This is a genomic window from Dictyobacter formicarum (assembly GCF_016587435.1).
In genome coordinates this window covers 32,771-46,844 of the sequence record NZ_BNJJ01000027.1, presented here as the reverse complement: position 1 = coordinate 46,844, position 14,074 = coordinate 32,771, and the positions used below count along the sequence as shown (strand labels likewise).

At 50.3% G+C, this 14,074-nt stretch carries 10 protein-coding genes; 4 read left to right on the top strand and 6 right to left on the bottom strand.

Annotated features, from left to right (window positions below; translation table 11 throughout):
• Window positions 1–643 precede the first annotated feature (643 nt).
• Window positions 644–1,756 (top strand): ABC transporter ATP-binding protein, encoded by a 1,113-nt coding sequence (locus JMI88_RS33115; protein WP_201366307.1) that lies wholly within the window; start codon window positions 644–646, stop codon window positions 1,754–1,756.
• A 120-nt stretch (window positions 1,757–1,876) separates the two neighbouring features.
• Here the strand turns inward: JMI88_RS33115 and JMI88_RS33110 are convergent, their stop codons facing one another.
• The 4 genes from JMI88_RS33110 to JMI88_RS33095 all read right to left on the bottom strand — a co-directional run bounded on the left by JMI88_RS33110 (window position 1,877) and on the right by JMI88_RS33095 (window position 9,492).
• Window positions 1,877–4,282 (bottom strand): 3-hydroxyacyl-CoA dehydrogenase/enoyl-CoA hydratase family protein, encoded by a 2,406-nt coding sequence (locus JMI88_RS33110; RefSeq protein WP_201366306.1) that lies wholly within the window; start codon window positions 4,280–4,282, stop codon window positions 1,877–1,879.
• A 2-nt stretch (window positions 4,283–4,284) separates the two neighbouring features.
• On the bottom strand, window positions 4,285–5,493 hold the full coding sequence (locus JMI88_RS33105; RefSeq protein WP_201366305.1) for a thiolase family protein: 1,209 nt from the start codon (window positions 5,491–5,493) through the stop codon (window positions 4,285–4,287).
• A 298-nt stretch (window positions 5,494–5,791) separates the two neighbouring features.
• Window positions 5,792–7,585 (bottom strand): acyl-CoA dehydrogenase FadE, encoded by a 1,794-nt coding sequence (locus JMI88_RS33100; protein WP_201366304.1) that lies wholly within the window; start codon window positions 7,583–7,585, stop codon window positions 5,792–5,794.
• Between the two features lie 143 nt (window positions 7,586–7,728).
• Window positions 7,729–9,492: a long-chain-fatty-acid--CoA ligase gene (locus JMI88_RS33095; RefSeq protein ID WP_201366303.1), complete on the bottom strand. Its 1,764-nt coding sequence runs from the start codon at window positions 9,490–9,492 to the stop codon at window positions 7,729–7,731.
• 192 nt (window positions 9,493–9,684) lie between these two features.
• Between JMI88_RS33095 and JMI88_RS33090 the strand changes: the two genes are divergently transcribed.
• Window positions 9,685–10,488 carry an MmyB family transcriptional regulator gene (locus tag JMI88_RS33090; RefSeq protein ID WP_201366302.1) on the top strand — a complete coding sequence of 268 codons (804 nt, stop codon included), beginning with the start codon at window positions 9,685–9,687 and terminating at the stop codon, window positions 10,486–10,488.
• A 31-nt stretch (window positions 10,489–10,519) separates the two neighbouring features.
• Here JMI88_RS33090 and JMI88_RS33085 read toward each other — a convergent pair whose 3' ends face one another.
• Window positions 10,520–11,131: a PadR family transcriptional regulator gene (locus tag JMI88_RS33085; protein WP_201366301.1), complete on the bottom strand. Its 612-nt coding sequence runs from the start codon at window positions 11,129–11,131 to the stop codon at window positions 10,520–10,522.
• A 230-nt stretch (window positions 11,132–11,361) separates the two neighbouring features.
• Between JMI88_RS33085 and JMI88_RS33080 the strand changes: the two genes are divergently transcribed.
• Entirely contained in the window at window positions 11,362–12,165 is an 804-nt protein-coding gene (locus tag JMI88_RS33080; protein WP_201366300.1) for a hypothetical protein, read from the top strand.
• A gap of 63 nt (window positions 12,166–12,228) precedes the next feature.
• On the opposite strand, the gene JMI88_RS33075 is transcribed toward JMI88_RS33080, so the two are convergent.
• Window positions 12,229–12,474, bottom strand: a complete 246-nt coding sequence (locus JMI88_RS33075) for a PLD nuclease N-terminal domain-containing protein (RefSeq protein WP_201366299.1) — start codon at window positions 12,472–12,474, stop codon at window positions 12,229–12,231.
• 337 nt (window positions 12,475–12,811) lie between these two features.
• Between JMI88_RS33075 and JMI88_RS33070 the strand changes: the two genes are divergently transcribed.
• Window positions 12,812–14,071: an FHA domain-containing protein gene (locus JMI88_RS33070; RefSeq protein ID WP_201366298.1), complete on the top strand. Its 1,260-nt coding sequence runs from the start codon at window positions 12,812–12,814 to the stop codon at window positions 14,069–14,071.
• Window positions 14,072–14,074 lie beyond the last annotated feature (3 nt).

Sequence of the window (14,074 nt, the reverse complement as noted above, 5' to 3'; positions counted from 1 at the left end):
AATGCAAAAAAATGTTACCGGGTGCTTAGTACTTTTGTAATATCTAAAAGCTGCCTAGACCTGTGTAACACTAAAAAATTTACACCTGCCGGTTTTTGGTGCTGTTTTTAATACTTTCTTTATGCCCTCCTACTAACATAGACTGCAATATGTGACTTGCTTAAAAAGATATTAAAATTTCATCTCATATGTATGTTGCCGACATGCATATGAGAGAGATTGAATCCCTTTGAGCGTGTTGCTCTTTTGTGGGCAGGAGCATCCGCGCCCGAGCTGTTTTTAGAGAGTGTTTGAGCACCGAAGGCGCAAAAACATATGTGAAGGGGTAAGGAAGAATGTGGTAGTCAGGTATACTATTGTAATAAAAGATGCAATTAAAATTTTAGACGCGTGATACAAAATGAGAAATTTGTGTATCGATGCTCTTCACTTTCAGCAAAAGTTATGGTATACTCTAGCTTAACGTCTACCAAGCAAGAGTTTTAAAACTTTACATGCTTAATGTATTGACGTTAAGAAGCCACATTGACTCCCTTCTGATATGATATTAGAAGCAATGTTGGCACTAAGCAAATGCTTCTCTATATAATGTGAAGGGTGACAGGAATGGACCTGTTACAGAAGCGAAAAGGAGTAGTCCTTCATGGCACAAGTGCGTTTTAATCACGTCTATAAGACTTTCAACAAAGTGGAAGTCGTGCATGACATCAGCCTCGATATTCAAGACAAAGAGTTCCTCGTACTGGTTGGACCTTCTGGTTGTGGAAAAAGTACCTGCTTGCGTATGATCGCTGGCCTGGAAGAGCCAACTGATGGCGAAATCTACATTGGTGATCGCATCGTAAACGGTGTAGACCCCAAAGACCGTGATATCGCTATGGTTTTCCAGAACTACGCGTTGTATCCCCATATGACCGTATTTGATAACATGGCTTTCGGTTTGAAACTGCGTCACTTCCCCAAAAATGAAATTAAGAAGCGCGTAGAAGATGCTGCTGAAATCCTTGGATTGCAGCAATTGCTCAAGCGTAAGCCAAAAGAGCTGTCTGGTGGACAGCGCCAACGTGTGGCTCTGGGTCGTGCAATCGTCCGTGAAGCACAAGTCTTCCTGATGGACGAGCCCCTTTCCAACCTGGATGCTAAACTGCGTGTTGCTACACGTGCTGAGATCATCAAACTGCACCAGCGTATCCAGACCACAATGATTTATGTGACCCACGACCAGGTTGAGGCCATGACCATGGGTGACCGCATTGCAGTTCTTAATGGTGGCGTGATCCAGCAGCTGGGTTCCCCACAAGAACTGTATGATCATCCTGCGAACATGTTCGTAGCTGGTTTCATCGGTTCGCCTGCAATGAACTTTATCCCAGAGGCAAAAATCTCCACCGAAGGTAATGCTACATCGGTCGTGCTGGATGGCATTGGCCATGTCGCCGTTCCTCAGATTTATGCTGAGCGTGCTCGTGCCGCTGCTGGTCGCAACCTCACATTTGGTATTCGCCCGGTTCACCTGGAGGATGCTGCCCTGGTTGGCGAAGGAAACGGCGAAGTCAAGTCAGCTATCGACGCTTCTGTCGACGTGGTTGAGAACCTCGGTAATGAGCTGCAGGTTTACCTCACCACCGGTGGTAAAAACATCGTTGCTACCCTCGACCCACGTTCTCGCGTATCTGCTGGCCACAAAGTGCGTCTGTACGTTGATAGCGATCAGATCCACCTGTTCGATTCCGATACCGGCGAAGCTATTTTCTAAGCAATACTTGCTCCCATGCAATGTGAGGAGTAGCATTGCAATAGGGAATGAAGCGACCGCGCCAGAAGTTGGCGTGGTCGCTTTTTTTGTGCCTTACTCTTGCGGAGGGCGCTGGCGCGCCTAGTTGCGCAGGGGTTTGCCTGATTGCAGGATGGATTGCATGCGGTCCTGGGTCTTTTCCATGCCACAAAGACTGAGGAATGCCTCGCGTTCGAGGTCCAGGACATATTGCTCGGTGACGGGCGTAACCGGTGAGCAGTCGCCTCCTGTGAGGACCCTGGCGAGGTGGTTGCCGATGACGGCATCGTGCTCACTGATCTTGCCGGTCAGCAGCATGCCTTCGATCTGCTGTTCGAGGACGAGGCGCGCTCCCGCACCAGGTAGCAGCAGCATTGGCGGCTGCGGTGGTTGCCAGTTGCCTGCTGCTCTGGCTTCTGCCAGCTTGATGGCATCTGCCTTCGCATCGCGCAAGAGCACATCGCGATTAACCGTAATGGCATCTGTTTTGCGCAAGAAGCGCAGTTCTTGAGCCTCCGTAGCGCTCGTAGAAACGGTAGCCACCGCAATAATTTCAAAGGCGCGCCGCGCAGGCGTAAATGGTCCGCTTGATTTGCCAGGCTTCTGACTTTCAACGCTGGCCCCCTGGCGCAGCAAGAACTCCTTACAGCCGCCACCGGCCGGTATGAGTCCAACTCCCACCTCAACGAGGCCGATATATGTCTCAGCCAGGGCACGCGTATGATGGGTATGCAGGATCATCTCACAGCCACCGCCCAGAGCGCGGCCTGTTGGAGCTGATACCACAGGCATCGGACTATACTTTAAGAGCTGGTGAGCCTGCTGAAGTCCTGTGATGGCCGTATCAAGCATATCCCAGGCCCCCTGCCGTGCCCCCATCAAAACCAGGAACAAGTTGGCGCCGGCCGAGAAGTCGGGCGCTTCATTGCCAATGACTAGAGCGCGGAATTGTTTTGAGCCCTCATTGATGGCATAATGAATCATCTCGACGATACCTTCGTCGATCGAGTTCATTTTGGTATGAAATTCCAGACAGGCAACCCCATCACCCAGGTCAATCAACGAGGCTGAACCATTGTCACGGACCACCGCAGAGCCCTTAGTGGATGAAGGACCGGTTATGAGGGTACTGAGTGAAATGACGCCCTGGGCAGTTGGAACCGGCTGGTAGGTCCCGGTGTGGTAGTCAAAGTATTGTTTCTGACCATCTATCACGCGATAGAAAGTGCCCTGTCCCTGATTGCGTACCTGTTGTACCAGGGCAGGCAACTCACGCTGCGCAAAAACCTTATCCAGCAGCGCCTGATCTGCAAGCAACACATCCCAGGTCTCAAAGCTACCCAGATCAAAGTTAAAGCCCCAGCGCATTGCATTATCGATATCCACGATGGTATCAGCAATTTCATGAGCACGATTGGCGGCATAGATCAAAGCATCGGCAGTCGTCTCACGGGCCAGCTGGCTGGCACGATCCTCGCCATTTAATACCGTGCTCAGCTTTTGCTCTGGCGTTTCCAGATTGCGCGCCTTACCGATTGAATCAAAGCGATGCTTTGGTTGTGGCTCATACTCCAGGGTTTTAAGATTCAACTCCAGAATAGTTGAAGAACCATCAGGATTTTTCACCCGCTTATAGAATCCCTGGCCGCTTTTTTCGCCCAGCCAACCGCGATTGATCACTTCTTGAACCACTTCAGGAATCTGGAATGTCGCGCGCTGCTCATCCTCAGGCGCATTCTTATACAAATTATTGGCCACATGCATCAGTGTGTCCAGTCCAGACAGATCTGCGGTGCGGAAGACAGCCGACTTAGGGCGTCCCATATTGGTGCCAAGGATGGTATCGACCTCGCTGACCATATAACCCTCAGCGAGTGCATGGTGAATGGTTGAGAGAAAGCCGTAGACACCGATACGGTTCGCGATGAAGTTAGGAGTATCTTTACAGATCACAATTCCCTTGCCAAGGACCTCAGTGCCAAATTGCCGCATGAATGACAGCAACTCCGGATCGGTATCGGGCGTGGGGACCAATTCCAGCAAGCGCATATAGCGCACCGGATTGAAGAAGTGCGTGATCATAAAATGGCGGCGGAAATTCGCCGAACGTCCCTCAATCAATAGGTGGGCAGGCAAACCCGACGTATTTGAGCTAATAATCGTCTCGGGCTGTGCCACCTGCTCAATTTTGCTGTAAAGCGACTGTTTAATATCTGGTCGTTCAACAACGGCCTCAATAATCCAATCAACTTCAGCCAACTTTGGCAGATCATCCTCAATATTGCCAATGGTCACCAGGTTGGCACCACGTTTACTATAGAAGGATGCCGGCTTGCTCTTGAGCGTCTTTTCTAACCCTGTGCGAGCAATAACGTTGCGATCCTTAGCATCAGCTGGCACTATATCCAGCAGCAGGCTAGGAATACCCACGTTGGCCAGGTGGGCCGCAATTGCAGCACCCATCACGCCTGCTCCGATCACAGCGGCTTTACGAATAGCGTATGGCATGACTACGATATCCTCTCAATCAATGTGGCCAGGCCCTGGCCCCCACCGACACAGAGCGTGGCGATACCCAGCGTCTTATCCTTTGTTTGAAGATCATTAATCAGGGTAGCGATCAAGCGCGCACCGCTACATCCCAGTGGATGACCCAGAGCAATGGCACCGCCATGAGGATTGAGCTTCTCCTCATCGATCCCCAGCGTGCGTACCACCGCCAGGCTCTGAGCCGCAAAAGCCTCGTTCAGCTCGATGATGTCGATATCGCTAAGCTGAAGATTCGCGCGTGACAGCAGCTTGCGCACAGCGGGTATGGGCCCAACGCCCATCACATCTGGTCGGACACCCGCTACCGCCATTGTGCGGATGCGTGCCAGAGGCGTAATACCCAGGTCACGGGCGCGCTCAGCCGACATCAGCACTACCGCTGAAGCACCATCATTCAAGGGACTGGAGTTACCGGCAGTGACGCTACCGCCTTTGATAAATGCAGGTTCCAGGTTAGCCAGGCGCTCCAGAGACGTATCTCGGCGAGGACCCTCATCCACCTCTAACGTGCCACCATTTGGCAATGGAACGGGTACAATTTCGTTGCGGAAGATGCCCTGATCGGTAGCGGCGATAGCACGCTGATGGCTGCGGAAAGCAAACGCATCCTGATCTTTTCTACTGATATTATATTCGCGGGCCACATTTTCAGCGGTAATGCCCATCGGTAAATAGCTGGAATAGCCATACTCTAGCTCGCAGGGAGGAAAAGCAGAGGCAGCTAACTTCTGCTGATCTTTCTCGTTCTGCGGCTTCACCAGGCGAGGATTATAGCTAGGATTGAAACCACCCATTGGTACGCGCGACATACTCTCAACACCGCCCGCAATCACAATCTCGCCCAGCCCCAGCATAATATTCTGGGCAGCCATATTCACGGCCTGCAGACTAGAAGCGCAGAAGCGATTAACGGTAACGCCGCCAGCGGTCTCGGGCAGGCCGGCCAGCGCACCCACCAGGCGTGCCAGGTTCATTCCCTGCTCACCTTCAGGAAAAGCACAGCCCAGGATTACATCCTCAATTAGAGAACGATTGAGTTGTGGCACACGCTCAACCGCTGCCTTTACCGCCAACGCAGCCAGATCATCGGCCCGAACCTCTTTCAGGGCACCCTTACTGGCACGTCCAATAGGCGTGCGCACAGCACTAACAATGACGGCTTCTGCCATGATCCTTTGCTCCTTTGCATAATGCACATACAGTAGCTAGCACGCTAGCGCTTACTGTATGGAAAATTTTCGAATGTAGAACTTCTTTCTCGACTTTTGGCAATGTGTCAGGCTCTCATCTTGCAGGGGAAGTTGAGCTCCCCCGTTCGGGCGTCCGCATGCGCGGCCGTCCCGTTTTTTTGTAGTGGCGCATCGGGTGCGCAAAGCGCACCCGATGCGCCACTACACACTACATGGAAGAGTTTGGCTCCTCTCCTATGGAGAAGTTCTGGCATGGTGATGAACTTCAGACATATGCTTAGAGCGGATAGCCTTGTTTCTCAACCACCAGTGCGGCTATCTCACGCTGCACCTGTACAGCATTGAGCATATAGTCGCCCACATAAGAGCGCACGCGGCCGAGCACCTTGGCAGCCCGTTTCTCATCCACATATGTCTGAATCATCTGATCCAGGTTGCCACGGATACGCGTCAACGCCGTCCATGAAGCCAGTTGAGCAAGTTTAATATGGGTACCGCTATTTTCAGCGCCCTGTTTTGTAACTTTAGCAGCGCGTGCCAGAGCGCTATCGGCGGCATACAGATCGATCATCAAATTGGCCAGGTATTCAATAAACTCCTGTTCCTCAGCCAGAGCCTGAGGATTCTGCATATACTTGAGTGCAATCTGCATAGTGGCATAGATGGTGGCATCCTTGGCACGCTCAATCGCATCGGCCCCATCGCGCAGATCCACCGGCATCTCTTCGCCAACGCCAGTCGGAGTCTGATCGTTTTTCATGCGTGCCTCAATTTCGGCATATTTGGTCATCAGATCAATTTTGCCGGCCAGGGCACGGCGGAATAGCGTCGTCACAGCCACCATGCGGTTAATTTCATTGGTACCTTCGAAGATGCGCTGAATACGGGCATCACGATAAGCCTTCTCAATAGGATACTCATGCATAAATCCATAGCCACCAAAGATCTGCACGCCCTCATCGACCACCTGAGCGAGCACCTCGCTACCATGAACCTTGGCGATTGAAGCCTCAATAGCATATTCCTCAATGGACTTAAAGACCGTCTCCGTATCTGCGCCTGCGCTCTTCTGCGCCTGGGCGATATTGCTGGCTGTACGGAAGATCTCGCTCTCCGCAGCATACGTTTCCGCCGCCATACGAGCAAGTTTCTTCTTAATCATGCCAAACTCATGCAGAAACTTGCCAAAGGCCTTGCGCTCAGTCGTATATGTCGCGGCCAGATGCAAGGCGGAGCGTGACCCACCAACGCTACCAGCCCCTAATTTTAAGCGGCCAATATTGAGGATGTTGAATGCTATTTTATAGCCCTTATGGATTTCGCCCAGCAGATTTTCCACCGGCACCTTAACATCTTCCAGAATAACCTGGCGTGTTGAAGAGCCCTTAATGCCCATCTTATTCTCTTCCGGGCCAGTGGAAATGCCTGGCCAATCAGCCTCCACAATAAAGGCCGACGGACGCTCGTTCCCGATACGCGCAAAAACCACAAACACATTGGCAAAACCGGCGTTAGAGATCCACTGTTTCGTGCCATTGAGGATATAATATTTACCATCCTCCGACAGGGTAGCTCGCGTGCTCAAGCCCATCGCATCCGAACCCACACCGGGCTCGGTCAGAGCATAGGCAGAGATCCATTCACCAGAGGCCAGTTTAGGAAGATAGCGTTCTTTCTGCTCTTCGGTGCCGTAATACACGATAGGCAGCGTACCGATGGTAGTATGGGCGCCAAAGGCCACACTAAACGAAGCCTCGCGCAACTGAGAAGCAACCAGGGCACTGGTCAACAGGCCCAATTCAGCGCCACCATATTGTTCAGGTACATCGATCATCAAGAGTCCCTGCTCGCCGGCCTGTTTCACCAGAGCGGGCATAACTCCTGGTTCCTGTCGATCAATTGCTTCCACCTTTGGCAACACCTCACGGGTCACAAAAGTATCAGCAGACTCCTCAATCCAGCGCTGCTCATCATCCCGCTCTTCCAGAGTAAATATTTTAGAAGCACTCTCACTGACCGAAGTCGTAAGAAATGCTGTACCTGGCTCAGTGGGTTTCATGGTCGTCGACATGATAAAAATCTCCTTCGAGTTGCTAGTCGTTACGAACATAGACGTGCATCGTGGCACGTACAGGCGTACAGCGCTAGAAATTTTTGCCTGTGTATCACATACAAGAAACCTCAAGCGCATGCACGTCAATGAGGCCAAAGGCGCTACAATAGCTTGCGTAGTTCCCTACGTAAAACTTTGCCCACCAATGATTTTGGTAAATTATCACGGAACTCTATACGTTTAGGTACTTTATAGGCAGTCAATTTTTGTTTGCAGAAAGCAATGACATCTTGTTCAAGTTCAGCCGAGGGTTTAAATTCGGGTTTGAGCACGATAAATGCCGCCACTGTCTCGCCACGATACGAATCGGGAATGCCGGCAACGGCAACCTCAGCAATGGCCGGGTGATGGTATAATATTTCTTCAACCTCGCGTGGATACACATTAAAGCCACTGGCAATGATCATATCCTTAGCACGCTCGACAATATAAAAATAGCCATCTTCATCCATCTTGCCAATATCGCCAGTACGCATCCAACCATTGACAAAAATCGCTTTGGTCTCTTCATCGCGCTGCCAGTAACCCTGCATAATATTGGGTCCCTTGACCACCAGTTCACCCACCTCGCCTACTGGCAGAGGTTCACCGGTTGTCCGATCGATAATTGCAGACTCTATTGAAGGTAGCGGCAGACCAATACTACCATTGCGCGACTTATCCGAAAGCGGATTACAATGTGTAACTGGAGCTGCCTCACTCAGACCGTAGCCCTCGACCAGCTTACCACCAGTAATCGTCTCAAAGTCCGTCTGAATTTTTGCCGGCAAAGGAGACGCACCACTGATACAATACTTGATTGACTGAAGATACTCAGTATGCTTACCCGCTTCTTTCATAATGGCGATATACATAGTTGGAATACCAGGAAACATCGTAGGATGATACTGATGGATCGCATCCAGAACATCTTTTGCCTTAAATTGTGGCAACAAGACCATCGTAGCGGCGGCCAGAATAGATAAATTCATGCCCACGCTCAGTCCATACGCATGGAAGAATGGTGCGACGCAGAGTGAAGTTTCTTTCGCATCATTAGCCTTCGGCACCCAATAGCGCGTTTGCATCGCATTCGCGAGCAAATTACGATGGGTCAGCATGGCTCCTTTAGAAAGACCGGTGGTACCACCTGTATACTGCAATACTGCCAGATCATTAGACTGCACATGGATTGGCAGATTAAACAGCTCGATTCCCCCTTTAGCATGAGAATGCAGCATCGGCTGCATTCTGTGTAAGGCAGGATCGCTCTCCAATTCTTTTTTAGTCAGAAGGGGTTGTGGCAATTTTGTATTTCTCTGACTTAGTGGATAAAGCTTTTGCAGCAATGGCGGCAGAAAATCGGCCGGGCTCGTGACAATTACATGTTCTAGTGCGGTCTGGTTGCGGATATTACGTATAATAGGATAATACATATCCAGCACGACCAGAACTTTGGCCCCTGAATCCGCGAGCTGATGTTGCATCTCGCGTTCAGTGTACAAAGGATTGGTAGGTACTGCCACGGCCCCTGCGCGCAGGGTGCCATAAAAAGCAATTGGAAACTGAGGAATATTGGGGAGAGCAATGGCAACGCGATCCCCTTTTTGCACTCCCAGGCGTTGCATCTCAATTGCAAAGCGGTTGGCCTGATTTGAAAATTGAGCGTAGGTAATCTTGTTTCCATAATAAACGAAAGCGGCCTGATTAGGATAGCGTTTTGCCGCATTATCCAATAATGATGTGAGAGGTCGCTCAGGTATATTCAGGTGGGTAGGAACACCATGATCGTAATGGTGGAACCAGGGATAAGAAGATGCTTCCTGCGCTCGTTCGATGGAGTGCTGTTCTGCTTGTGTGTTGTGTATTAACGACGGATCAGACATTCGGTAATAGCTCCTCTCCATAGGGGCATCCAGTATGGGATACCTGGGCGACAACTCTGTCGCTACCTACAAGCAACAACCCACTGATCCAATTATATGGTACCCATGTAAAGATGACCATGTTGCCAGCTAACAATTTTTACGTCATAATGTGCAGATAGCTAACGAAATGTAACTGTTGAGGATATAAGGATGCCTGACAACTCACGAGAACTTTCAACGTTTGCTCAGTTGGTAACACAATATCGCTTGCGGCGAGGTATTTCGCAGGGGCAGCTCGCCCAGGCGACACAACTGTCACGAACGTATGTATATCATCTGGAAACGGGGCAGCGTGCGAATCCTTCACCGCAAGTTGTACAAAACATCGCGCGCGTACTGGAGTTATCAACAGAGGACAGATTACATTTTTTCGAAGCCTATCGACAGCAAACAGGCCAATTTGTCGATGTCGATCAATTAGAGAGCACGCTACTGGATCTAGGGGAGTTGGCGCACCTACTGGTACATAATACGTCGTATCCAGCGCATTCGCTGGACCATTTATGGTTTTTACATTCCTGGAATAAAGCTGCCATCTATTTATTTGAAACGCAAGAGATACTAGGGAGCGCCGAGCGCCTTCACCTGTTGGGATTAGTTTTTGATCCAGACATGCGCAAGCGCTTTCACGGCTGGGAAAACCTGGCTCGCCGCCTGGTAGGAGATTTCCTCTACAATACGCGCACTTTGACGCACCTGGCAGAATACAAAGCCCTGATTAAAGCCTTGCGTGAATATCCAGAATATCGGCGCATTGCCTCTTCTGTCTATGGACGCAGCAAGCCTGCGCCCTCATTTGTATTTCAGATTCAGCATAGCGAACTGGGGCGGCTCACGCTGCGTACCGCGACCACGGTATTTACCAATCTCTCTACATATTCCATGGTCAGTTATGTACCAGGTGACCAGCAGACACTGGATATCTACCGCACCCATGGCTGGCAGCCTGGATAGGATCAATGGTCGCTAACCGGGTTGCCAGGGTCTAAGATTGAGGATTGAGACGCTGCTCCAGGCGCGCGATGGCCTTTTCGGTTACCTCTAAACCGGCTTTAAGGATGGCTTCTTTATATTCGCGTACCAGCAACTGATATTCAAGCAAGTGTGGTCGACGCACCGGACGTGAACCATACTCGCGGCGCGCCCACTCCATATGCGCCAGTTGCTTCAGCAAGCTTTCACGGTGGCTTTGCAAATGGGCCAGGGCCACATCATCGCTGGCTGCGCCACAGAAGAAGAGTTTGGCCAGAAACTCATCCTTTGTGAAGCGTTCTGGCACATCCTCTTGCAACCAGTGTGACAGCTCCTCCTCACCGGCCCGAGTCAGACGATACACCTTACGATTAGGCCGACTGGTTTGAACGATTATCTCGGCATCAATCAATCCGGCCTTATGCAAGTTCTTCAGCGTGGTATAGATCTGACTATTGCCAGCATTCCAATAGCTGGCAATGGCCCGCTCAAAGGTTTGTTTGATATCATAGCCACTCATGGGGCGTGCCCACAGCAGGCCCAGCATGATATAGCGTAACGTGTTGCGCGAAGAGCTTTCGCTTGTTTCATTTCCCTCTGTGAGTGTCTCTAATTGTTCACGCATGGACTACTTCTCTCATCAGATAACCCTAAATTTATTGCTGTGTATTATAGCACCTTCTTATAGGATAGTCATGCTGAAGGATTTGTATTGAAGGATCATGTTGAAAGGCATGATATTGTAGATAGTAGTGCCATGAATCTGGGCTGGCGTTAAAGCTGTTGTATATGTAGAGGACCTATTGAGACGTATACAACATAGATAGAGAGAAAATAAAGGGGAATGTAGTTACCATGGCTGAAGCAGAACAGACTGTTATCGTAGGAGTTTTCGAAGACCGCGAAGCAGTCATTCATGCAATGGATGCATTGATCAAAGCAGGCTTTAAAGAAGATCAACTCGGTTTTGTGGCGCGTACATCCGAAGAGCACGTAGCTCAAGCAAAGCATCATGTCCAGCATGGGCATAGTCCGAAAGCCATCGCTCGTGGCATTATCGGAGGTATTATTGGCGCCGCCGATATTTTGCTGGTTCCTTTTATTGGTCCAGCGGATGCCTCAAACGTGCTGGCTACGGCGCTGCCAATTACGGAAGAGGCCCTCGATAACCTGCCATACCCAGGCTCTAAGGAACACAGGGGACCAGTACAGCGGCCCGATGACGCCTTCCGTACAGATAAGCCTGTTAGCGGACTTCAGGGTGATGTAGCACCAATCCCACAGCAGGAGGCAACTCCTGTTGAAGAGACGGAAGAGCAGGCTCATAAGCGGTCAGAACAACGCACGAGCATAGTTACTGGCGGCGTAGTCGGAGGTGCCCTGGGAGCAGCTGCGGCAGCCCTGTTTTTGCCGGGCATTGGTCCTATTGTGGCCGGAGGTATTGTAGCGGCCGCATTAGGTGGGGGCGCCGTCGGTAGCGTGGCTGGAAGCTTTCTGGGCACCCTGACGGACATGGGTATTCCTAAAGAACATGCCAGGCAGTATGCTCAGGACGTCAAAGAAGGTCGCACCGTCGTCACCGTCAAAGACACCGAGCGTGCGCAAGAAGTCAGCGAGATCCTGCGCCAGCAAGGAGCGCAGGATGTTCAAATCCATTAAACGCATCGCAGAAATAAAAGTGCCTTCCCTTTTTAGATGATATACAAGGGGAGGCATTTTCATTCAGGGGAGATTATATGGTTGACTCTGACGGACCCTGGGCTGGCGGCGCATAAAGAAGTAGATGATGGCACCCACCGCGTGTGTAAAAAGGATGACTAGTATCCAGATGATTTTGTCGTTGCTATTGGGCCGTTCAAATTTCAAGCAATCTATGATCATCCAGATCCAGAAGACGGAACCTAGCAGGGCTACTATACCAACCATACAATAGATGGCCAGGATAATAACTATTTCAATTGCACCCATAAAGCATAAAATACCTTTCAAATTTATATATGTATGCTTGCTTATAGATCAAATTCTCATGCTTATAAAGACGTCATACCGAAGAAAATATCCAATAAAAGCTCCCCCACAAGTCCCATTTATTTGCTCGTCCTGATACAAAATGATATGATTGTCACGAAAGTAGCCTCGACGAATACAAGAGGAGAAGGCGTCTTTCTTCCCCGCCCGGGGCTTCCAGAAAAGGACGCTTGTAAATGGATATTTATCACAATATTCAGCTTATAGAGGGAGGAACGAGCTTACGAACGCATTAAATTTTTCTCCCTTATTTAACTCTATAAGTTATGGAGGCCTGTTGTGTTGTGCACTGGCGATCGCGATCAGTGCAGGCAACAGATTTGTGCGCCATAGAGGGACCAATTATCAGTTCACCATCACTGTTGTAGCGTGTTTGTGCTCCGCGCTTTTATTACTGCCCGTTTTTATCTGGCATCATTTCCGTGTTAGCAGTTCTCAGACGCGTTTAAGCATATTGGAGAGCTGGGGTATTGTTGTGTATATACTGATTTGTGGCTGGATCAATCCAATTGTCGCAACAGTACTGCACTGGCTCTTTTCGCACCCACAGCAGCAGGCAGTAATGGCCCCTGACCAGACTTCTCAACCAGGGACAGTGGCGGATGCGAACAGCATACCGTCTTTGCCTCGTTATCAGAAAGGCATAGAGGCGCCCTATGTTTTCCGCGAAGATATCCCATGGGGCTGGCTTGAATACAAAAATGGTAACTTTCAGGGTCAGCGCCTGGCCTTAAAGCGTGTCGTTGCCGCACTAGGTCGTGAAGAAGACTGTGATATCTGGTTGGACGACGAGATGGCTTCGCGCCACCATGCCGAACTGGCCTGGCACGAAGGTCAGGCATACTTAACAGACTGTGGCAGCCTGAATGGTATCTTGTTAAACGGGCAGCAAGTACAGGGCAGCGTCCCTCTATCTTCGCAGGATCTGATAGAGATTGGTCGCCAGCAATTTAGCTTTATCCTCGCTGAACAAAAAGAGTTGTTGGCTGATCAGTATGATCCTTTGATCAACCACACCTGGCGCTCCACCTTCGATTTGCAGGCTGAAGGAGACACCAGCAGCCCTCTGCCGGCCGCCATCATCGCCAGTCAGAAGGCGATCCTCCAGGAATCAGACTTCACCTTTTCCAGTTCCAATCCAACAGTAAATATAGGTTACTTGCTGATCAAGGACGGCGAGCGCATGGGACAACGCCTCTCGCTGGATGGTACAGAGATAACGATCGGGCGTAGCCTGGAATGTACTATCATGTTGAATGACGTTTCAGTAGCTCAAGTACACGCGCAGCTTTATGAACAGGAGGGTGAGTTCTACTTGCAGGACATGGCCGGGCGCAACAACACCCTTGTGAACGAAGAGATTGTCAGCGAGCCCTGTAAGCTCAATGCTGGAGACATCATCAAAATAGGCACGATTCGCCTGGAATATGGAAAAGCGGCACACCTGCGCAATACTACTATGCCACCCATCCCGGTTGCCAGATCAACAAATGGTCCCGTGCCGTTGCGCCTGCCCAGTCGCATGAAGCCCCAATAGACT